The organism is Arthrobacter alpinus (genome assembly GCF_001294625.1).
Taxonomy (GTDB): domain Bacteria; phylum Actinomycetota; class Actinomycetes; order Actinomycetales; family Micrococcaceae; genus Specibacter; species Specibacter alpinus_A.
The window spans coordinates 3,691,710-3,712,550 of record NZ_CP012677.1; the positions used below are offsets into that span (position 1 = coordinate 3,691,710).

The 20,841-nt window shown below is 63.2% G+C and carries 21 protein-coding genes; 15 read left to right on the forward strand and 6 right to left on the reverse strand.

All coding sequences use genetic code 11. The annotated features are described in order from the left end of the window. Nucleotides 1-4: 4 nt before the first annotated feature. From AOC05_RS16885 to AOC05_RS16905, 5 genes are all read left to right on the forward strand, one after another. Nucleotides 5-937 carry a sugar kinase gene (locus AOC05_RS16885; protein WP_062009963.1) on the forward strand — a complete coding sequence of 311 codons (933 nt, stop codon included), beginning with the start codon at nucleotides 5-7 and terminating at the stop codon, nucleotides 935-937. Between the two features lie 50 nt (nucleotides 938-987). Continuing rightward, nucleotides 988-2,217 carry a D-mannonate dehydratase ManD gene (gene manD, locus AOC05_RS16890; protein WP_062007162.1) on the forward strand — a complete coding sequence of 410 codons (1,230 nt, stop codon included), beginning with the start codon at nucleotides 988-990 and terminating at the stop codon, nucleotides 2,215-2,217. A 114-nt stretch (nucleotides 2,218-2,331) separates the two neighbouring features. Continuing rightward, a complete protein-coding gene (pyrE, locus tag AOC05_RS16895; protein ID WP_062009965.1) occupies nucleotides 2,332-2,898 on the forward strand; it encodes an orotate phosphoribosyltransferase in 567 nt (188 codons plus the stop codon). A gap of 11 nt (nucleotides 2,899-2,909) precedes the next feature. Continuing rightward, entirely contained in the window at nucleotides 2,910-3,536 is a 627-nt protein-coding gene (locus AOC05_RS16900; RefSeq protein WP_062008570.1) for a thymidine kinase, read from the forward strand. A gap of 168 nt (nucleotides 3,537-3,704) precedes the next feature. Continuing rightward, the gene (locus AOC05_RS16905; RefSeq protein ID WP_062008572.1) at nucleotides 3,705-4,511 is read left to right on the forward strand and encodes a hypothetical protein; all 807 of its coding nucleotides are present in this window, start codon (nucleotides 3,705-3,707) and stop codon (nucleotides 4,509-4,511) included. Between the two features lie 29 nt (nucleotides 4,512-4,540). On the opposite strand, the gene AOC05_RS16910 is transcribed toward AOC05_RS16905, so the two are convergent. Beyond that, nucleotides 4,541-5,335 carry an HAD-IIA family hydrolase gene (locus AOC05_RS16910; RefSeq protein ID WP_082358049.1) on the reverse strand — a complete coding sequence of 265 codons (795 nt, stop codon included), beginning with the start codon at nucleotides 5,333-5,335 and terminating at the stop codon, nucleotides 4,541-4,543. A gap of 115 nt (nucleotides 5,336-5,450) precedes the next feature. On the opposite strand from AOC05_RS16910, the gene AOC05_RS16915 reads away from it, so the two are divergent. From AOC05_RS16915 to AOC05_RS16925, 3 genes are all read left to right on the forward strand, one after another. Continuing rightward, nucleotides 5,451-6,119, forward strand: a complete 669-nt coding sequence (locus tag AOC05_RS16915) for a TrmH family RNA methyltransferase (RefSeq protein WP_062009967.1) — start codon at nucleotides 5,451-5,453, stop codon at nucleotides 6,117-6,119. Between the two features lie 180 nt (nucleotides 6,120-6,299). Next, the gene (gene fbaA, locus AOC05_RS16920; protein WP_062008577.1) at nucleotides 6,300-7,322 is read left to right on the forward strand and encodes a class II fructose-bisphosphate aldolase; all 1,023 of its coding nucleotides are present in this window, start codon (nucleotides 6,300-6,302) and stop codon (nucleotides 7,320-7,322) included. Beyond that, entirely contained in the window at nucleotides 7,323-7,748 is a 426-nt protein-coding gene (locus AOC05_RS16925) for a DUF3151 domain-containing protein (RefSeq protein ID WP_062008578.1), read from the forward strand. A 129-nt stretch (nucleotides 7,749-7,877) separates the two neighbouring features. Here AOC05_RS16925 and AOC05_RS20265 read toward each other — a convergent pair whose 3' ends face one another. Then, nucleotides 7,878-8,621, reverse strand: a complete 744-nt coding sequence (locus tag AOC05_RS20265; protein ID WP_231687137.1) for a DUF2249 domain-containing protein — start codon at nucleotides 8,619-8,621, stop codon at nucleotides 7,878-7,880. 66 nt (nucleotides 8,622-8,687) lie between these two features. Between AOC05_RS20265 and AOC05_RS16935 the strand changes: the two genes are divergently transcribed. Genes AOC05_RS16935 through AOC05_RS16945 form a run of 3 tightly spaced genes read left to right on the forward strand, consistent with a single transcriptional unit; the run spans nucleotide 8,688 to nucleotide 13,305 of the window. After that, a complete protein-coding gene (locus tag AOC05_RS16935) occupies nucleotides 8,688-9,401 on the forward strand; it encodes a helix-turn-helix transcriptional regulator (protein ID WP_062008580.1) in 714 nt (237 codons plus the stop codon). Beyond that, nucleotides 9,365-10,606: a M50 family metallopeptidase gene (locus AOC05_RS16940; RefSeq protein WP_230085416.1), complete on the forward strand. Its 1,242-nt coding sequence runs from the start codon at nucleotides 9,365-9,367 to the stop codon at nucleotides 10,604-10,606. The genes AOC05_RS16935 and AOC05_RS16940 overlap by 37 nt, the downstream gene beginning before the upstream one ends. Beyond that, entirely contained in the window at nucleotides 10,603-13,305 is a 2,703-nt protein-coding gene (locus AOC05_RS16945; protein WP_231687138.1) for a multicopper oxidase domain-containing protein, read from the forward strand. Before AOC05_RS16940 ends, AOC05_RS16945 begins: the two co-directional genes overlap by 4 nt. A gap of 55 nt (nucleotides 13,306-13,360) precedes the next feature. Here the strand turns inward: AOC05_RS16945 and AOC05_RS16950 are convergent, their stop codons facing one another. The 4 genes from AOC05_RS16950 to AOC05_RS16965 form a co-directional block, all read right to left on the reverse strand. Continuing rightward, the gene (locus tag AOC05_RS16950; RefSeq protein WP_062008582.1) at nucleotides 13,361-15,043 is read right to left on the reverse strand and encodes a DHA2 family efflux MFS transporter permease subunit; all 1,683 of its coding nucleotides are present in this window, start codon (nucleotides 15,041-15,043) and stop codon (nucleotides 13,361-13,363) included. Between the two features lie 127 nt (nucleotides 15,044-15,170). Further along, the gene (locus AOC05_RS16955) at nucleotides 15,171-15,977 is read right to left on the reverse strand and encodes an SDR family oxidoreductase (protein WP_062008584.1); all 807 of its coding nucleotides are present in this window, start codon (nucleotides 15,975-15,977) and stop codon (nucleotides 15,171-15,173) included. Then, on the reverse strand, nucleotides 15,974-16,495 hold the full coding sequence (locus AOC05_RS16960) for a MarR family winged helix-turn-helix transcriptional regulator (protein WP_186760508.1): 522 nt from the start codon (nucleotides 16,493-16,495) through the stop codon (nucleotides 15,974-15,976). Before AOC05_RS16960 ends, AOC05_RS16955 begins: the two co-directional genes overlap by 4 nt. After that, nucleotides 16,488-17,231 (reverse strand): SDR family NAD(P)-dependent oxidoreductase, encoded by a 744-nt coding sequence (locus AOC05_RS16965; RefSeq protein ID WP_062008588.1) that lies wholly within the window; start codon nucleotides 17,229-17,231, stop codon nucleotides 16,488-16,490. The genes AOC05_RS16960 and AOC05_RS16965 overlap by 8 nt, the downstream gene beginning before the upstream one ends. 370 nt (nucleotides 17,232-17,601) lie before the next feature. On the opposite strand from AOC05_RS16965, the gene AOC05_RS16970 reads away from it, so the two are divergent. The 4 genes from AOC05_RS16970 to AOC05_RS16985 all read left to right on the forward strand — a co-directional run bounded on the left by AOC05_RS16970 (nucleotide 17,602) and on the right by AOC05_RS16985 (nucleotide 20,839). Next, complete coding sequence (locus tag AOC05_RS16970; RefSeq protein WP_062008589.1) at nucleotides 17,602-18,891, forward strand: adenylosuccinate synthase; 1,290 nt, start codon at nucleotides 17,602-17,604, stop codon at nucleotides 18,889-18,891. 135 nt (nucleotides 18,892-19,026) lie between these two features. Then, nucleotides 19,027-19,833 (forward strand): carbon-nitrogen hydrolase family protein, encoded by an 807-nt coding sequence (locus AOC05_RS16975; RefSeq protein ID WP_062008590.1) that lies wholly within the window; start codon nucleotides 19,027-19,029, stop codon nucleotides 19,831-19,833. A 62-nt stretch (nucleotides 19,834-19,895) separates the two neighbouring features. Further along, a complete protein-coding gene (locus AOC05_RS16980; protein WP_062008591.1) occupies nucleotides 19,896-20,387 on the forward strand; it encodes an SUKH-4 family immunity protein in 492 nt (163 codons plus the stop codon). Between the two features lie 35 nt (nucleotides 20,388-20,422). Next, nucleotides 20,423-20,839 carry a CoA-binding protein gene (locus AOC05_RS16985; protein WP_062008593.1) on the forward strand — a complete coding sequence of 139 codons (417 nt, stop codon included), beginning with the start codon at nucleotides 20,423-20,425 and terminating at the stop codon, nucleotides 20,837-20,839. Nucleotides 20,840-20,841: the final 2 nt, after the last annotated feature.

Sequence of the window (20,841 nt, forward strand, 5' to 3'; positions counted from 1 at the left end):
AGCCATGGTCTCTCTTCGCAGTAACGGTCCGTTGGCACAAGGCGGGACATTGACAACGCACATGGCAGGCAGTGAGGCCAATGTTGCCATTGCCCTGTCGCGATTGGGACACACTGCAAGATGGGTAGGGCGGGTTGGTGAGGATCCCCATGGGGAATTTATTCAACGCCAGCTCCGGGCGGAATCCGTTGACGAGTGGGTCACTGTGGATCCTGATCGATCCACTGGCGTCATGTTTCTTGAAAAAAGAACAGCCGACATCAGCAGAGCGCTCTACTACCGGCAAGGGTCGGCGGGTTCGGAGGTGGGCTTCATCGATGTGGGACCGGCCTTGGAGTCATCGGCAAGGCTACTGCACCTGACCGGAATCACCCCTGCCCTGTCCCCCCGCTCCCGAGAAGCCTTTGAGCGAGCTGCTGCTGGCGCAGAAGCTCATGGCATGGTGCTCTCCTTGGACGTGAATTACCGAAACAAGCTGTGGTCCCGCAGGGAAGCCACACAGGTGCTGTCGGCGGCGGCCCGTCATGCGAAAATCGTGGTCGCCTCTGACGACGAGTTATGCCTGCTCTCCTCTCGCCCGACCGGGCCCGAACATCCCGCAAACATCCCAGCCGTTGCTGCGGAACTGTTGGCGCTTGGTGTGGAAGAGGTGGTGGTGAAGCTTGGTTCTGACGGCGCCGAGGTCTACACAGCGTCAGGCAAGTTCCGAGTGGATGCAGTACCAGTCAATGCTGTCGACACTGTTGGTGCCGGGGATGCTTTCACGGCCGGGTATCTCTCAGCATTCCTTGATGGGGTGCCGGTCGTGGAGAGGCTCCGTCGCGGCAACCTCATGGGCGGCTTCGCCGTTAGCACCCTTGGTGACTGGGAGGGGCTGCCGAAGAGGGCAGAACTGGACCTACTCAGCGCTCAAGCAATTGGAAGTACCCAACGTTAACCTGATGTGAGCATGCGCTCCATCTATTCCCGTCATGGAAGGAATTCCTCGTGAAAATCATTTCTGCTGAAGTATTTGTGACCAGCCCGAGCCGTAACTTCGTGACGTTGAAGGTCACTACCGATGAAGGTGTTGTCGGTATTGGCGATGCCACCCTGAATGGCCGCGAGCTGGCCGTTGCCGCGTATTTGAAGGAACACGTGGCCCAGCTGCTCATCGGCCGGGACCCGCACCGCATCGAGGACACGTGGCAGTTCATTTACCGCAGCTCCTACTGGCGCCGCGGCCCGGTCACCATGGCCGCCATCGCCGCCGTGGACATGGCATTGTGGGACATCAAGGGCAAGATCGCGGGCCTGCCCGTCTACCAGCTGCTCGGTGGCGCCTCGCGTAACGGCCTGCGCGCTTATGGCCATGCCTCCGGTGCCGACATCCCCCAGCTCTTTGACTCGGTCCGCGAACACTTGGAGCTTGGTTATAAGTCCATCCGCATCCAGACTGCGATCCCCGGTATCAAGGCCGTCTACGGGGTGGCCGCCCAGGCTCAGGCCTCGGGGGAACGTTACGACTACGAACCCGCCGGCCGCGGGAACTACCCGCAGGAAGAGGATTGGGACACCCGCGCGTATCTGCGCCACCTGCCCACCGTCTTCGAGGCGGTCCGGAACGAGTTCGGCCCGGAAATTCCACTGCTGCACGATGGCCACCACCGCATGACCCCGATCCAAGCCGCCAAACTGGGCAAGTCTTTGGAGCCCTACGACCTGTACTGGCTTGAAGACTGCACCCCGGCGGAAAACCAGGAGGGACTGCGTCTGGTCCGCCAGCACACCACCACCCCGTTGGCGATTGGTGAGGTGTTCAACACGGTCTTTGATTTCCAGACCCTGATCAAGGAACAACTCATCGACTATGTTCGGGCCGCCTCGACCCACTTCGGTGGCATCTCGGCGCTAAAGAAGGTCATGGACTATGCGGCCCAGTACCAGATCAAGTCCGGTTTCCACGGGCCCACCGATATTTCACCGATCGGCTTCGCCGCGCAGTTGCATGTGGGTTTGGCCATCCACAACTACGGAATTCAGGAGTACATGCAGCACTCGGATGCCACGAACGAGGTCTTCGAGCAGTCCATGACGTTCAAGGACGGCTACCTGCACCCCGGCGACGCCCCCGGCATCGGGGTGGAATTCAACGAGGAAGCCGCCGCGGCCTACCCGTATCAGCAGGCCTACCTGCCCTACAACCGCCTGGTCGACGGAACAGTCCACGACTGGTAGACGGCGACCCGTGAGCTATGGCGGCTTAGCGACCCGCCAAGCCGCCATAGCTCACGGGTCGCCAGTGCATCATCAGGCGTGAGGGTGTTCCGCAGCGCCACTAGAATGGGTGTCATGACTCAGACTCTCGCTGCCGACCGCGCCCGCCTGCTCGAACTCGTCAAGGAATTGGCCGTTGTCCATGGCAAAGTGATCCTCTCCTCCGGTAAGGAAGCCGACTACTACATCGATCTACGCCGCATCACGCTCCACCACGAGGCTTCCCGCCTTGCCGGTCGCGTCATGTTGGCCATGTTGGACGACGCCGGCATCGAGTTTGAGACGGCTGGCGGGCTGACCATGGGTGCAGATCCTGTGGGTACGGCGCTCATGCACGCAGCCGGCGACGCCGGCCGCACCATCGACGCCTTCGTGGTCCGCAAGGCCCAGAAGTCCTATGGTATGGGCCGCCAGGTGGAGGGCCCCAGCGTTGACGGGCGCAACGTCGTCGTGCTCGAAGACACCTCCACAACAGGCGGGAGTGCGCTGGCAGCGGTGGAAGGCGTGCGCAAGGCCGGGGGAAACATTAAGGCCGTTGCGGTGATCGTGGACCGCGACACCGGCGCCAAGGAGCGCATTGAAGCCGAAGCCGGGGTCCCGTACCTGTTCGTGTTCGGCAAGGACGAGCTCGGCCTGAACTAGGCCGCACCGCTATGGCAAAACTTTACTTCCGTTACGGTGCGATGAATTCGGGCAAGTCTACGGGTTTGTTGCAGGTGGCGTACAACTATGAGGAGCGCGGCCAACGGGTTTTGCTCGCCAAGCCGGGCATCGACACCAAAGGCGCCGGCGAGGTGGTCTCACGGCTGGGCATGACTCGCGCCGTCGACTTCCTGATTCAGCCCCTTGACGACGCCCGGGCCGTGTTTGCCGCCCACGCCGCAGGAGATGATCCCGATGCGCTGCTGGAACATGTGGATGTGGCGCCCGTGGGCTGCTTGCTCATTGACGAGGCCCAGTTCCTGACACCTGCCCAGGTGGACGGGCTGTTTAAGATCGCCGTCCTGGACCGCGTGCCCGTCATCGCCTACGGCATCCGCACGGACTTCCGCACCCGCGCGTTCCCCGGTGCGGCCCGGCTTCTGGAGATCGCGCACGCCCTGGAGGAATTGAAGACCATCTGCCGGTGCGGGCGCAAGGCAATCTTCAACACGCGCCGGGTCGGCGGGAAGATAGTGTTCGACGGCGATCAGGTCGCCATCGACGGCGACGAGGTCCGTTACGAGTCCTTGTGCGGCACCTGCTACCTGGAAGCATCCGGCGGACAGCTGCGCTCCTAACGATTCGAGCGGGTATGAGTGGCCGATGCCGGGCTGAAACATCCGCCACAAGGGCCCGCTCGGTTCCGGACGCGATGGGCAGCGCTGCCCATCGCCGTATGCCGCCTTAGTGGGTAGCCTCGTTGGAGAGACGCCGCAAGAATGCTGCGCTAAACAGGAGTTCGTTTAATGTCAATGCAGCCGCCGTGGCCCGGTCAATCCGGTGAAAATCCGCCACAATTAGCCCCGCAGCAGCCCGGACCCCGGCCCTACGGCCAACCCTACTTCGCTGTTCCCGGTGGCACGCCGCCAGCCCCGAAGAAGAGTTCCGCACTGCCGTGGATTCTCGGTGGCGTCGCCGTCGTGGTGTTCGTGGTCATCGCCGTCGTTCTAGTTCTGTTCCTCGCCCAATGGGCCAAGCCAGGAACGCCGGTACCGGAAGCCCAAGAAGAGCGGACGCAGGAGACCACGCTCTCCGCGACCACGGCGGCCACCTTCAGCTACCCGGCCAGCTGGGTGGAAACCGGCAAAAACGTCACCTCCATCGAAAGTGATGGAAGCTCGCCGGCAGAACGCCTGGTATTGGCGGACGGCAGCAAAGACACCGCCGTGCTCGCCGTGTACGCGGCGTCGGGCAAGCCACAGGGGGACGTCACCACAGAGAAGATCCACGATGCCATTGACATGGGCCTTCAGGGGCAGCTGGATGCGTCCCCACAAAAGCTGGTTGACATGCGCAGCACGTCCGGGTTCGGCTGCACGGACACCTTCAACTACACGGAGGAGCCGGCCATTGTGGACCGCGTGGGCCTGTACGGGTACGGCTACGGCTATACCTGCAATTCCTATCGTGGCCCCATCCAAGGAGAATACGTGGTGGCTTACGACACCACGGGCGTGGTGCACAGGCTGACGGTTGAAGCGCTGGCGGCACAATGGGCAGCAAACGCCCCAACGCTGCAGGCGATCATCCCCTCACTGACGCCGGCTGGCTGAAAGCCGCCACAAGCCCCAACGGAAACGCCTTAGATGTGCGGGATCAAATCGGCCACCGAGTTCAGCGCCTGGTCGGGGCGGAACGGGAAGGCGTCAATGTCCTCGGGTTGGGTGATGCCGGTAAACACCAGCACTGTATGCAGGCCGGCCTCCATGCCCGCAACGATGTCTGTGTCCATCCGGTCACCGATCATGGCCGTGGTCTCCGAGTGGGCCTGGATCCGGTTCATGGCGGAGCGGAACATCATGGGGTTCGGCTTGCCCACAACGTACGGCTCCCGTCCCGTGGCCTTGGTGATCAGGGCGGCCACGGCGCCTGTGGCAGGCAGCGGGCCCTCCTTGGAAGGCCCCGTTGCGTCGGGGTTGGTGGCGATGAATCGTGCGCCGTTGCCAATCAGCCGGATGGCCTGGGTGATCGCCTCGAAGGAATAGTTGCGGGTTTCACCCAACACCACATAGTCGGGATTCTGGTCGGTGAGGATAAAGCCGGCCTCGTGCAACGCCGTCGTCAATCCTGCCTCGCCAATGACAAAGGCGCGCCCGTGCGGCATCTGGGACTTAAGGAACTGGGCGGTTGCCAGGGCCGAGGTCCACAGGTTCTCCTCCGGGATTTCCAGGCCCGAGGCCCGCAACCGGGCGGCGAGGTCGCGCGGGGTGAAGATGGAATTGTTCGTCAGGACCAAAAAGCGTTTGGAGGTGTCAACCCAGCGCTGGATCAGGTCGGCCGCGCCGGGAACTGCCTTGTTCTCATGGACCAGTACACCGTCCATGTCGGTGAGCCAGCATTCGATGTCGGCGGGTTCACGGTTTTGCACCTTGCTCATGGTTCCTCCTGGTGGCATGAAATATCTAGGACCAGTCTTGCAGATGCGCCCGGGGACACGGGAATGGGGTGTGGAGGACAAGGGCTAAAGTTAACCGGTGAGTACTCCGCGCGCCATCCCTTGCCCCGATCCTGCCGCCACGTCAGAGCTGCCCGAATATGTTCAAACCCAGCATGAGGTCGGTGTGGGGCCGTGGGAAGGCGAACTGCCCGAAGGCGATCACTGGGATCCGGAGCTGTTGGCAGACGGGGACCGGCGCAATGTGCTGGATCAGTACCGGTACTGGAGCATGGATGCGATCATTGCCGAGCTGGACACCCGCCGGCACGACTTCCACATCGCCATCGAAAACTGGCAACACGACATGAACATCGGTACCGTGGTCCGCACCGCCAACGCGTTCCTGGCCAAGGAAGTGCACATCATCGGACGACGGCGGTGGAACAAGCGTGGGGCCATGGTCACCGACCGCTATCAGCACGTTCGCCACCACCCCACGGTCGAGGACTTTGTGGCATGGGCGCAGGGCGAAGGGCTGGCCATCATCGGCATCGACATCTTCCCAGACTCGGAAAAGCTGGAAACCTACGAGCTGCCGCGCAACTGTGTGCTGGTGTTCGGTCAGGAAGGCCCCGGCCTGAGCGAAGAAGTCCACGCAGCCGCCCAGACCACGCTGTCCATTGAGCAATTTGGCTCCACACGTTCCATCAACGCCGCCTCCGCAGCCGGCATCGCCATGCACGCCTGGGTCCGCCGCCACGTATTCAACCAACATGTGAACTAGCCACGGCGGGCTCGGGCACCTGCGCCGGTGCCCGCCGTCGCGTCGAGGACGTCCACTCGCTGGGCGTTGGCTTCATCTTCTTCGACACTGTGAGCGCAATCGCTAAGATGGACAGTAGCCACGCGGGAGGCGGGCACAAGTGCCAGCCTCTTTGTACCGTTTCGCCTCAAGGAGCTCTCAATGCCCATTGCAACACCGGAAAAATATGCCGAAATGATCGACCGCGCCAAGGCTGGCGGCTTCGCCTACCCGGCGGTCAACGTAACCTCCTCGCAGACGCTTAACGCCACCCTGCAGGGCTTCGCCGATGCCGGCACCGATGGCATCATCCAGGTTTCCACCGGAGGCGCGGCCTACTGGTCCGGCGCTCGCGTCAAGGACATGGTTGCCGGTTCCTTGGGCTTCGCAGCGTTTGCCCGCGAAGTTGCGAAAAAGTACCCCATCAACGTGGCACTTCACACCGACCACTGCCCCAAGGACAAGCTGGACGGTTTTGTAGTGCCCCTGTTGGAAGCCTCAGAGGCTGAGGTCAAGGCCGGCCGCGACCCGATCTTCAACTCCCACATGTGGGACGGCTCCGCCGAGACCCTTGAAGAAAACCTCCGCATTGGCCGCGAACTACTGGCCCGCACGCACGCCGCAAAGATGATCCTTGAAGTCGAGATCGGTGCCGTTGGTGGCGAGGAAGACGGCGTGGAGAACGCCATCAACGACAAGTTGTACTCGACCATCGCCGACGGCCTGGCCACGGTTGAGGCCTTGGGCTCCGGCGAGCACGGCCGCTACATCACCGCCCTGACTTTCGGCAACGTGCACGGGGTCTACAAGGCTGGTAACGTCAAGCTGCGCCCGGAGATCCTCAAGGAAATCCAGGCCGCCGTTGGTGTCAAGATCGGCAAGGAAAACCCGTTCGATTTGGTCTTCCACGGCGGATCCGGCTCCTCCGACCAGGAAATCGCCGACGCGGTTGCCTACGGTGTCATCAAGATGAACATCGACACTGACACGCAGTACGCGTACACCCGCCCGGTGGTTGATCACATGTTCACCAACTACGCAGGTGTACTGAAGGTCGACGGGGACGTGGGCAACAAGAAGCTGTACGACCCCCGCGTCTGGGGTGCCTCGGCCGAAAAGGGCCTGGCCGCACGTGTTGTGGAGGCTGCCTCGCAGCTTGGCTCCGCAGGCAAGACGAACAAGTAAATGTCTGACGAGTTCCGCAGGAACCTCCTGGGGCCTGAGCCAACACTGCTCCCTGTTGAAGAGGAAATTCAGGCGCGTCTAGATGCCGGGGATGAGGCCGTTGACCTAGCTGCCGCAAACCCGACTTCCTCCCTGGTGTGGGCCATCCTGGCCGACGAAGCGTATGCGGAGGGCCGCACCATTGAGTCCTACGCCTACGCGCGCACCGGCTACCACCGCGGCCTGGACTCCCTGCGCCGCAACGGCTGGCGCGGCACCGGACCGGTTCCTTACACGCACGAGGGCAACCGTGGGTTCCTGCGGGCCCTGTACGCGCTGGGCCGTGCGGCTGGTGCCATCGGCGAGTCCGACGAAGCCGAGCGCATTGGGAAGTTCCTGAACGACTCCGATCCGTTAGCCCAGGCTGCGATCGAGGCCGCGCTCTAGTCATAGCGTTGGTTCAACGGGAAATGACACCGATCCCGCTTTCTGACACCGAGATATCGGCATCAGAAAGCGGGATCGGTGTCATTTTTTCATCCAGCACAGAGCTGAAGGACTGCGAAGCGTGCAGGGTCAGTTGCGGACCATGCTCAACTTCCACAGCTCCGGACCGTTTTCCACATAGTCCACAGCAAATTTGCCTGCTGAGCGCTGCTCCAACTGGGCCAGAAGCGGCAGCGGGTTGTGGTTGGCGATCAGCAAGATGCCCCGGCCGGAGGTGAGGCCTTCGAGTGCGCCGAAGATGGTGGCGTGGCGGATGGCATGCGGGATCACTCGCGTGTCCAGCTCGGATAGGCCCGGCTCGTCGTGGTCGCCACATGCACACCCTCCCGTGGCCGGGCCGCCCCCAACGGCAGCAGCCACCGGCTCCGGCAAGATTCCGGCCAATGTGAGCGCAGGATTTTGGGCCAGTGCCGGCACCAGCACTGCGGTGGCTTGGTCCAGGAACGTGGTGGCGGCTTCTTGCAGGCGCGCCCCCGCGTGGACCATCTGGGCCGGCGAATCCTGCTGCTCGAGCGCCTTGGTGGCGTCGCCAAGACGGGCAAGGTGTCCGGCCGCCAGGGTTGCCAGGACGGCGTCTGCCCCACCCGCGGCCTTGGAAAAGGCGGCAGCTAAGGGCAGCAATTCCTTCTCTGCAAAGTCCACCAGTGCGCTTTGGTCGTTTCCGGCGAGCTCGCCAACAACCGGACTGCTTGCCGCAGAGCGCAAATTCGCGGCCAGGGTCCCGAGCGTTCCGCCCGCCTCGGCCAAACGGCTTTTGACCTCGTCAAGGGCAGCGGCTTCGGCGGAGGAGGAGGCAAGTACCAAGTCGTTCACGGCAATTTTCCTTTTCATGCGGAGGGTGAATGGAGATTGTGGGTTTATATTACTACACTATATTCCGTGGAAAATAATAAGTTGGAATTGCCGCAGTTGGGCCCCAAAGCGGGTGGCGCGGAGCCCGTCGCGGCGATCTCTAAAGCCCGTGCTGCCGTTCTGGAACGGCTAAGAGCCGCCGACGGCGCGCTGAGCGTTGAAAAGTTGGCCGCTGGAACCGGCCAACACACCAATACGGTTCGGGAGCATTTGGAGGCCCTCGTTGTCGCTGGTTTCGCTGCCTGCACGACGGCGCCAAGTACCGGGCGCGGCCGGCCCGCCAAACTGTATTCGGCCACCCTGGGCGAGGTGCGGCCCACAGGTTATGCCGCACTGGCGGCCGCGCTGGCCAGCCACATTGCCGCGACAAGCAAGGACCCGGCGGGTGCAGGCGACCTGGCCGGACGGCAATGGGCCCATGCAATGACGCTGCCAGGGAGCGTGCAAGCGCACGTACCGGACGCGGCAGGGGCGCACCAGGCCAGGCGCCGTGTTCTCAGCGCGTTGCAAGATGCCGGCTTCGGCGTCCAAGGCGATGCTGATGCCACCGAGCTGACCTTGACGACCTGTCCCATCCTTGCCGCTGCCCGGGAAAACCCGAAGGTGGTGTGCGCCGTGCACCTCGGCCTGGTCAAGGGCTTGCTGGAAGGCAGCGGCATCTTAGAAAACGACGTTGAGTTGGTGCCTTTCTCCGGACCCGGAAAATGCTCACTTCACCTGCCGGCAGTGCCAACCCCGTGAGCGGGCGCGAAATTACCGCACGCCAGGCCGGCAGGGGACGCCAGCCCAGCATGGTGCGGCCAGATAGGTTACGGCCAGGGAAATCCGGCGGCAGGAACGCACGCGACCGCCGCACCAAGGCGTTCCTGCGCAAACCTGTGTTCAGGATGTTATTTCTGCTACCAGCCGGGGCCGCCCTGCTGGTGGGCCTGAACGCCGGGCTGCAACTCCTCGGAGCAGACGCCCCCGTCAAGCTGGAGCGGTTCCCGGAAATCCATGGCATGTTACTTGTCCTGAGCTTTGTGGGCACCGTGATTGCCCTTGAGCGCAGCGTCGCCTTGGGCAAGGCCGCCGGATATGCCTCCCCGGCATTGCTGGGCGCAGCGGGGCTGCTCATGATCTCCCCGCTGCCCTTGTGGATCGGGAAGGTGGCGCTGCTGGCCGGGACAGTCGCCATGGTGCTGGTCTACATCCCACTGTGGCGGCGCCAGTGCGAGAACGTAGTGTTGATCCAAATCCTGGGCGGGGTCACCGCAGTGGGTGCTGCGGCGCTGTGGCTGAGAATTCCCAGCATTGCCGTGCTGCTGCCGTTCCTGGTCAGCTTTGTGGTGCTGACTATTGCCGGGGAACGGCTGGAACTGGCCAGGATCGGCATCTCCAGCCGCAAGGCCGAGCCGCTGCTGACAGCCCTGGCATTTGCCCTGACGGCGGCAGCGGCGGCCACGCTGCTGTGGCCTGCCATCGGCTACCCGCTCTTTGGGCTGGCGCTGTTGACCATGGTGGGCTGGCTTGTGGGGTTTGACGCGGCCCGCAAGACCATCCGCTCGGACGGACTTCCGCGGTACATTGCTGCCTGCCTACTGGCGGGTTATGGCTGGCTGGCGGTTGCCGGCGTCGTACTGGCACTACAGGAGAGCCCCCTGACGGGAGCCTCCTACGACGTGGTGGTCCACTCGGTATTCCTGGGCTTCACCATCTCGATGATCATGGCCCACGCACCCGTCATTTTACCGGCGGTGCTGCGCAAACCGCTGCCGTACACCGAACTGTTTTGGGTCCCGGCCGTTCTGCTGCACGGGTCGTTGCTGCTCCGGCTGGGCATGGGCGACGCCGCCGGAGTCCATGGCGCCTGGGTCGCCGGCGGCGTGCTCAACGTGACCGCGATTTTACTGTTTGCCATCATGGCCGTCTACCAGGCCACCCGTCCACCGAAAGTCACACAGTGAACATCAACCTGAGAGCGCCCGGCACCAGCCCGCCCGGCCTGAGCCGTGCCGGCTGGCACTTGCGCGCCAACGCGCCAGCCATCTTCTGGCTCGTGGCGCTCGTGGTGGTGGTGCTCATCCACCGCAACATCCCGGCGTCGGGCTGGCTCATGGTGCACCTGCTGTTGCTGGGTGCGGTGACCAACTCAATTTTGGTGTGGAGCTGGCACTTTGCCCAGGCGCTGCTGCGCGGCCCCAATCCGGGTTCGCGCGGCATGGTGGCCAGGCTGGTGCTGCTGAACGTGGGAGTGCTGGCTGTGGTCGCGTCCATGGTGGCGGGGATTTGGTTGCTGACGTTACTGGGCAGCGTCCTGGTGGGTGCGGTGGTCGCGGCGCACGCCGTGGTGCTAGGCGTTCGTGCGCGCAAAGCCCTGCCATCCCGCTTCGGCGCCACAGTTTGGTACTACGTGGCGGCCTGCCTGCTGCTGCCGGTGGGCGCTGGGGTGGGGGCCTCGCTCGCCGCCGGGCTGACGGGCGAGGTGCACGCCCGTCTGCTGCTGGTCCACGTCGCGGTCAACGTCCTGGGTTTTGTGGGCCTGACGGTGTTGGGCACGTTGATGACGCTGCTGCCCACCATGTTGCACACACGCTTGGCCGACGGCGCCGAAGCAGTGGCGCGCCACGGTGCAGTCCCGCTGTGGGCGGGCGTGCTGGTGACCAGTGCCGGTGCCGCGGCGGGGGTGATGTTCCTGTGCACCCTGGGTTTGCTGGTGTACCTGGGCGGTGTGTTGTATATCTGCCTGCCCCTGGCGAAGGTGGTCAGGGCCAAAGCGCCCACCACCTTTGCCCCGTTGTCCGCGTTGGCCGCCCTGGCCTGGCTGCTTGTCTCGCTCGCGTGGCTGGTGGTGTTGACCCTCACCTCAGGGGGGTGGGAGGGCTTGCACCGCGGGCTTGAGACGGTGGCCCCCGTACTGGCGGCAGGATTTGCCGCACAGGTGCTGGGCGCTGCGCTGACCTATCTGGTGCCGGTGGTGATGGGTGGGGGCCCCTCCGCCATGAAGGGCCGTGTGGCCATCTTGGACAAGGCGGCCGTGTTCCGGGTGGCACTGACCAACCTGGCACTGCTGGTATCGCTGCTGCCGGTGCCCAGTCTGGTCCGGGTCGGCACCACGTTCCTGGTGCTGGCCGGGCTGGCCTGGTTCCTGCCGCTGCTAGCTATGGCATTGCTGAAAAAACCCGCCGTTCCTGGTACCGGTGCGACGCCGGGCGCCACGGTGCCCGCCGTTGCTTCGGCCCCGGCCCCGGCCCCGGCCGCCCATGACCTCGCCCCGGGAAGAAGGTGGGGGATGGCGGCGACCGGACTGGCCGTCGTCGTGCTGGTCATGGTGGCTGGCATCGTCGCGGACCCTTCGGCGCTGCCGGGGCTGAATCAGGCTGGCTCGCAATCAGCCCTGCAAGCCACCGGGCAGACCACCACCGTGGAGATGACCATGAAGGACATGCGCTTCCACCCGGACAAGGTGGAGGTTCCGGTGGGCAACAAGCTGGTCATCAACGTGGTCAACGAGGACTCCATGGTGCACGATCTTGTCACCGCGAGTGGGGCAGAATCCGGCCGGCTGTATCCGGGGGAGAAGGCCACCGTGAATGCGGGCGTGATCGGGACCTCAGAGGATGGCTGGTGCAGCATTGCCGGGCACAAACAGCAGGGCATGGTGTTCACCATTGTGTCCACCGGAGGGCCCGCATCGGCGCCAACGGCCACGCCACCGGGGGGCATGCCGGGGATGGATCACGGCACAACCAACCCCTCGGGTGCGCCCAGCGCCGCCTCCCTACTGGACTTCATGAGGGCGCCGGCGGCGGGTTTCACCGCGCACGACGCCGTGCTGCCAGCACTTAGCCCCGCCGTCCTCACCGGGACCGTTCATGAGCTCACCATGAAAGTATCCGAGGCCGAACGGGAGGTGGCGGCGGGGGTCACGCAGAAACTGTGGATGTTCAACGGTACCGCCCCCGGCCCCACGTTGCGCGGAAAAGTGGGCGACAAGTTCGTGATCACGCTCAGCAATGACGGTTCCCTGGGCCATTCGATTGACTTCCACGCCGGCGCACTGGCACCCGATGGGCCCATGCGGACCATCAATCCCGGCGAGACGCTGACGTATTCGTTCACGGCCACCCGCACCGGGATCTGGATGTATCACTGCAGCACCATGCCCATGAGCTTGCACATTGCCAACGGCATGTTTGGTGCCGTGATCATTGATCCGCCCAACTTGCCGCCCGTGGACAAGGAGTACGTCCTCATCCAGTCGGAGCTGTACCTGGGGTCGCAGGGCGGTGTCGCGGACTTGGCGAAGATCCAGGCGGAGAAGCCGGACGCCGTCGTGTTCAACGGCTACGCCAACCAGTACAAGTTCAGCCCGCTGCCGGCGACGGTTGGCGAGCGGGTACGGATTTGGGTGCTCGACGCCGGACCCAACCGGGCGTCGTCATTCCATGTGGTGGGCGGCCAGTTCAGCACGGTTTGGAGTGAGGGCCGGTACCTGTTGGACGGCTCGGACCCCGCAGCCGGTGCCCAGGCGTTGGCTCTTGCCCCGGCGCAGGGCGGTTTTGTGGAGTTGAGCTTCCCCGAGGCCGGCAGCTACCCGTTTATCTCGCACAGCATGGTCGACGCCGAACGCGGTGCCGCCGGAGTGTTCGAGATCGGCAACTAGCCGATTCGCCCGCTCCGGTCCCTCCGTGGGCCCGGAGAGCGGCGAAAATCACGCATCAGGGGTATTTTCTGCTGCTTTCCGTGCGTTGATTGATGGGGGAGGTGGGGATTTTCCGTGCCGCCGCGGCCACAAAGAACGCTCCCACCAGGCCGATGAACAAGAACATGGCAGCTGCCAGGACGGACGCGCTGACGGCCTGTGCAAAGCCGTCGGAGAGCGCGCTGACCGCTGCCGGCCCGGCGTCGCCCAATGGACCGTGGGAGCCCTGCTGTGCGAATTGGGGGACCACGCCGCCAGCTGAGCTGCTCAGTTGCTTGGCCAGGGTGTCAACCTGGTTGGCGGGCACGCCCGGCACGTCGGCCAGTAGTCCGCTTGCCCGGTTCACGGCGTAGTGCGCCAGCACGCTGCCCATGATGGCGGACCCCAAGGCCGCGCCCAGCTGCCGCACGGTACTTTGGGTGGCCGAACCTTGCCCGGAAACAGCCACGGGGATGTCGGCCAGAACCGTCCCCGTCAATTGTGCCGAGGCCAGGCCAAGGCCCAGGCCATAAATCACAAGGAGCGCTGCAATGAGCCAGACGGATGTTGATGAGGTGATTACCAGGCCAAGGACAAGCAGTCCCGCTGCCTCTAGCGCCAAACCGATGATCACAACATTGGGCGGTCCCATCCGCACGGCCAGTTGCCGGGCCGACGCGCCGGAGAAGAAGGCGCCAAGTGCCATCGCCGCGAGCACGAACCCTGCGTTGAGCGTTCCCAGCCCCAAAATGTTGATCAGATACAGCGGCAGGACCAGGAGCAGGCCGAATTCGCCGATGGCCACCATGGCCGCCACGGAGTTGCCCCAGGAAAAGGTCCGCACCTTGAACAGGCTCAGATCTAAAATGGCTGAGCGGTTAAGCCGGGCCCGTCGCATTTCCCACACGATAAATGCCAAGAGCAGGACGATACTTGCGGCGAGGGTGATCGGAACTGCTGAGATGGTGGCGTCGGCCGGCCAGCTGATGGGGCCCAGGCTCAGGGCACCCTTGGCCGACCACCACCCCAGTGTGGGGCCCTCGATCAGGGCGAACACGAATAAGCCGAAGCCTCCGGCGCTAAGTAGCAGGCCCAGGAAGTCCAGCCCTGCCTTGTCGTTGGGGGAGCGTGTTTCAGGAACAAACAGCACAGCGCCCACCAACACTGCCAGACCTAGGGGGATGTTCACGATGAAGATCCACTGCCAGGAAAATGACGAGGTCAGCCAGCCGCCCAACAGAGGGCCAATGGCCGCCATGCCGGAGATGACTGCGCCCCAGATGGCGAACGCCGTGGTCCGGTCCTTGCCAAAAAAGGTGGAGTTAACGCTGGACAGTGTCGAGGGCAGCACGGCTGCGCCGCCCACACCCTGTAGGACGCGGCTGAGGATCAAGCCGGTGGCGTCGTGCGAGAGGGCAGCGAAGATGCTGCCGGCCATGAACAGGACCACGCCGATCATGAACAGGTTGCGGCGCCCGAACCTGTCGCCGAGGCGTCCGCTGGTCAGCAACAACGCCGCGAGGACCACCGAGTAGAGGCTGTTGACCCACTGGGCCTCGTTCAGGTCAAGATGGAGGTCGTTGATGATGGTGGGCAGGGAGACGCCCACAATGGTGCCGTCGATGACGATCATGGACAGGCCGGCCGCCAAGACACCCAGCCCGGCCCACTTGTTCGGGGACGGTTTGCCTACCGATTTGTGGTTCGCTAGTTCGTACATGATCCCAAGCTACGCCTGCAGGTTCGCTGACCCATCAACCATCTGGTTGATTAGCGCTTCGCGTCCGGTGGCATGCTGGTGGTCAAGCCTGGCGAGATCGACTTCGACAGGCTCGACCGCCGGGAGATTAGTCCCAGATGTTGTCTCCGCGCAGTGAAGCGTCGGCGCCACCGTCGGTGTAGATGGTCTGGCCCGTCGTGTGGGTGTTCTCTTCGCTGGTCAGCCACGCCAGCAGGCGGGCAATCACAACGGACTCGGAATGTCCGTTCAACGGCATCGGGACGTTGGAATCAACCATTTTGCGGCCTTCCTCGGTTGCCAGTAGCTTTTCGGTCATGGCCGAAACGACGGTGCCCGGTGCCACGGCGTTCAACGGGATGCCGGCGCCGGCCCAGCGCGGGGTGATGGATTCCCGGCGCACCCAGCGGCTCAGTGCGCGCTTGCTGGAGGGATAGTTCAAGTAGCCTTCGGCCGGACCCTTCTCGGCGAGGGCTGCCCCGATGGTTACCGCGGCCGCCTCATCTCCAAGGAGCAGTGCATCGACGAGTTCGGGGGAATTCGGTTGAAGCGATGCCATGGAACTGACGACGGCAGCACGCGGGCTTGCGCTCTTAGCCAGGGTGGGGGCCAGGTGCTCGAGGAATTCGGTGACACCGAAGTAGTTCACCTTGACGGTCAGCGGGATGGGGGCGGAGATGCCTGCGCAGGCGATGACGGCGTCCACGTTTCCCTTGGCCAGTTCCACGGCCTTGGCCGCGGCCGTGGCGCGTCCCTCGGAAGTGCTGAGGTCAGCTTCGACGTCAGCACCCCTCAGATCGACGCCGATGACCGTTTCACCGCGGTCGCGGAGCAGGGCTGCGGTGGCTGCGCCAATCCCGGAACCTGCCCCGGTGACGATGTACGTGCGGGGGGAGGAAGTGTTGCTGGTAGTCATTGTTTTGCTCCTTTGACGTGGTCCCGGCCTTCTGGGCCGGGCGTGGTTGTGGTGGTGCGGAGGTGCTTGGAGAAGTCGATGGTGGATGTCTCGAATTTTTGCAGCAGGCGGACCAGTGCGCCGCGGTCCGGCTCTGACCAGCCAGTAAGTAATTCATCGACGAGGCCGTCCCCGGCCCGGACGAAGGCGTTGGCCACACGTTTTCCGGCAGGAGTGAGCTTGATGAGCTGGGCCCTGGCATCGGCGGGATCGGCGATACGTTCGGCTAGTCCAGCCGCGGTTAGACGGAGCGTAATTTTGCTAATGTTGGACGCCCCGGTCACCATGCGGTTCGCCAACTGCGAGGGGCGTTGCGGCCCATCCGCAGACAGCACGGTAATGGTGGTGATGGCCGCGGAATCAAGCTCCACGCCTTCCCTTGCCACGACAGAAGTGAGGAAGTCCGGTGCCGTCCATTGCCCAATGATTCGGGTCAGCGAAGCCATGAGGGCGTCCTGGTAGTGGCTTTCTTTAGGCACTGGTGCCGCCGTCCACCGGCAAGATGACACCGGTAACAAAGCTTGCCTCATCCGAGAGCAGCCAGCTGACAGCGTTGGCGATCTCTTCAGGCTGGCCCAGGCGCTTCAGAGGGACCTCGGCCGTATACCCGGCTTTGGCCTGTGCAGGCAGGGACGCCAGCGCCGCGGTTTCGATGGCGCCCGGGGCGACGGCGTTGACCCGGATTCCGTGCTCTGCATTTTCCAGCGCCACACTTCGGGTCAGGCTGACAACCCCGTGCTTGGCTGCTCCGTACGGGGTCAGCTGCGGAGTGGCCGAAAGGCCCGCAACGGAAGCGATGTTGACTACTGCGCCGCCACCGTGGGTGCGGAAGTGGGCGATCTGGGCTTTCAGTGCCAAGAAGGTGCCGCGGAGCGTGACGTTCATGACCCGGTCCCAGTCGGTGTCGGCAACTTCCTCCACGCGTTGGGGCATGGCGCCGATGCCGGCGTTGTTCACGGCTAGATCAAGGCTGCCAAAGGTGTCCAGCGCGAAGGCGGTCAAGGCGGCAACATCGGCGGACTGGCTGACGTCCGCGTGCATGTACGCTGCCTTGCCGCCAGCTGCCGTAATGAGCCCAACGGTTTCAGCGCCGGCGGCGTCGTTGATGTCAGAGACCACGACGGCGGCACCCTCGGTGGCGAGCCGGAGTGCAATGGCGCGGCCAATCCCGGCGCCTGCGGCTGTGACGAGGGCGGTCTTGTGATTGAAGAGCATGGGTTCTCCTGGCTATTCGGCTGTGCAAGGAAGACGCATTTTTTTGTGTCTTCAAGACAGCTTATCCCTTTTGGTCCCGGGAAGACAGTGAGGGGGGTGTGGCGGTGATCTCTGCGCAAGCGCATTGGAAGGTACCCGCAAAGGGGGCTGGGGGTCCCGTCGTCGTTTGTCCCGCAAAGTCAATGTGCGTGTGCTGGGGCATTCCGGTAAACTTAGGACGCAAGCCCCCCTTGATCACTCGCAGGCGCCAGCTTTGCTGGAGAAGGCAAGTGGTATCCAAGGGGTATTTTCGTGTCCGGACGGTGTACGGCGGAACAACCGCTGAATAATGCAGCGACGGCTCAACTTTTTGAGCAAGGGGGAGGATCCCATGCCAGCAATCGTGATTGTCGGCGCCCAGTGGGGCGACGAGGGCAAGGGCAAGGCTACTGATTTACTAGGTGGTCTTGTCGACTATGTGGTGAAGCCAAATGGCGGTAACAACGCCGGTCACACCGTTGTCGTAGGCGGTGAGAAGTATGAGCTCAAGCTCCTTCCCGCAGGTATTTTGAGCCCCAACGCAACACCCATCATCGGCAATGGTTGCGTGGTGAACCTGGAAGCCCTGTTTGAGGAAATCGCCGGCCTGGAGGCTCGCGGTGCCGACACGTCCAAGCTGCGCATCTCCGCCAACGCCCACCTGGTGGCCCCGTACCACCAGGTGCTGGACAAGGTGACCGAGCGTTTCCTGGGCAGCCGCGCCATCGGCACTACAGGCCGTGGCATTGGCCCGGCCTACATGGACAAGGTGGCCCGCCTGGGCATCCGCGTCCAGGACGTCTTTGACGAGTCCATCCTGCGCCAAAAAGTGGAGGGTTCGCTGAAGCAAAAGAACGAGCTTCTGGTGAAGGTGTACAACCGCCGAGCCGTTGAGGTGGACGAGGTGGTGGAGTACTTCCTGAGCTTCGCCGAGCGTCTGCGCCCCTTGGTCATCGACGCAACCTATGTGTTGAATCAGGCCCTGGATCGCGGGGAAGTGGTGCTCATGGAAGGCGGTCAGGCCACGTTCCTGGACGTTGACCACGGTACCTACCCGTTCGTCACCTCCTCCAACCCGACCGCAGGTGGCGCGTCGGTGGGTTCGGGCATCGGCCCCACCCGCATCACCCGCGCCGTGGGCATCATCAAGGCCTACACCACGCGCGTTGGCGCCGGCCCGTTCCCCACCGAGCTTTTCGACGACATGGGCATCTACCTGCAGAAAACCGGTGGCGAGTTCGGCGTGAACACCGGCCGTCCCCGCCGCTGTGGCTGGTACGACGCCGTCTTGGCCCGCCATGCTTCCCGCGTCAACGGCTTCACGGACTACTTCGTCACCAAGCTGGACGTACTTACCGGCATCGAGCAGATCCCGGTGTGCGTGGCCTACGACGTGGACGGTGTCCGGCATGACGAAATGCCCATGACGCAGACCGAATTCCACCACGCGAAGCCGATTTTCGAGTACTTCCCGGGCTGGACCGAGGATATCACCACGGCCCGAACCATGGAGGACCTGCCGGAGAACGCGCGCAACTATGTGCTGGCACTAGAAGCGATGTCAGGCACCCGCCTCTCCGCCATTGGTGTTGGCCCGGCGCGCGATCAGACGATCGTGCGTTACGACCTGATCAACGACTAGTCGCCACTTGCTGGCCCAGTAAATAAGAGGCAGGGGCGACGACGGAACGCAAGTTCCGCCGTCGCCCCTGCCTTTTTACTGTGGCAAAGAGACTAGGCTTGGTGATATCGATACCCACAGTTTGAGGGAGTTGCAATGAAGGTCAGCGTTGGACAATTCAACCCGGGCGGCGATGTCACGGATAACCTGGCGGTCATGCGCAGGCTGGCTATTTCAGCGCAGCAAGACGGCGGGCGGCTCATAGTTTTTCCCGAGGAATCCATGTTTTCCGTGGGGCGGGTGGCCGGCGATTTTTCCGCCGCAGTTGAGCTCCAATGGACAACATTTGTGCAGGGTGTCAGCCATATTGCCGCCGATGCCGGCATCGCCGTGATTGCCGGAGGCTACGAATCCAGTGGCGAGGACAGGCCCTACAACACGGTGGTGGCAGTCGATGAGGAAGGCGCCATCCTTGGCACCTATCGGAAACTGCACCTTTATGACGCGTTCTCCTATCAAGAGTCGCGGCGCATCAAACCTGGCGACAACGGGATGACCCTGGTGGATATTGGCGGGTTCAAGGTGGGAATCATGACCTGTTACGACATCCGCTTTCCGGAGCTGGCAAGGGCGCTAGCATTGGCCGGTGCAGATCTGATCTGCGTGGCGGCTGCGTGGTTTAAGGGAGATCACAAGGTGGATCATTGGGAGACTTTGCTGAAGGCACGGGCCATTGAGAACACGGTGTGGATTGCGGCGGCGGGCACCTCCAGCGATCACTGCATCGGCCACTCGGCCATCATTGACCCCATGGGAGTTCCCCAGGATTTCCTCGCCGATGAGGCCGAAGGTGTTGCCACCACCGCTGTCACTCACAAACGCATTGAGGAAGTGCGTGAGTTTTTGCCGGTGCTGCGCAACCGCCGCTTTGAAGAGAATTTGGTGGTATCGCCGGCGAGGTGATCCTTCCCATTGACGGGTTGCCGTGCGGTGATTAGTGTCAGGACTAAGGGTAGGAGAAAGTCATGAACGACTCCAAGATCTGGGCAGCGCTTGAACCGATGTTCCCGTCGGCTTTGGAAGAGATTCCACTGGACGGGAATTGGCTGAAGCCGCCGTATGCCGACGATCCAGAAGGTCGCGCTATCATCTGCAACGACGGTGACTTTCAATATGTTGTGGTGGATCGCAAGAGCAGCTCCGTGCTGTACGTCTGTGAAGATGACGAATCAGTGATCGCCTCCTCGTTGGAGATGTTTGTGTCCATCGTTGCCGCGTGGCGGACCATTGACAACGACACGGCCGGGCCTGTTGACGACGAGGACTTTTCCGAGGTCAAAAAGTCCTTCGAATCCCAGCTTAGGGCGATCGACCCGGCAGCCGCCGGCCCCAACGAATTTTGGTCCCTGTACACGGAGGAACTGACCAGCGAGGACTACGTCGAGGTTGAAGACTCTGACGAGGACGATGATGAGGACCTTTTTGTGGAGACGGAAGAGATTCGCGCGGACGCATAGCCGGGACGCCTAGCCGGGACGGATAGGCTTGCGGCATGGCACATGTAAACGATCCCGCACTGATCAAGGCACTCCTGACAACCCCGGGGCGCTGGGCAGTGGTGGGCCTTTCCAACAATCCTTTGCGCCCCGCCGTCGGCGTCTCCCTATTTTTGCAGCAGCACCTCGGTCAGGAAATCATCCCCGTGAGCTTGAAGGGCGATGACGTTCACGGAGCCAAGGGTTACACGGAATTGGCTCAGATTCCCGGTCGCATCGACGTTGTTGACTGCTTTGTCAACTCCACTAAGGTGGGCGCCGTGGTGGATGATGCCATCGCCGTGGGCGCCCGTGCCATCTGGCTACAACTGGGTGTCATTGACGAGGCTGCGGCACAGCGGGCAGCGGATGCTGGCATGGGCGTCGTCATGGATACCTGTCCCAAGATCGAAGCCGCTATTCTAGGTTTATAGAA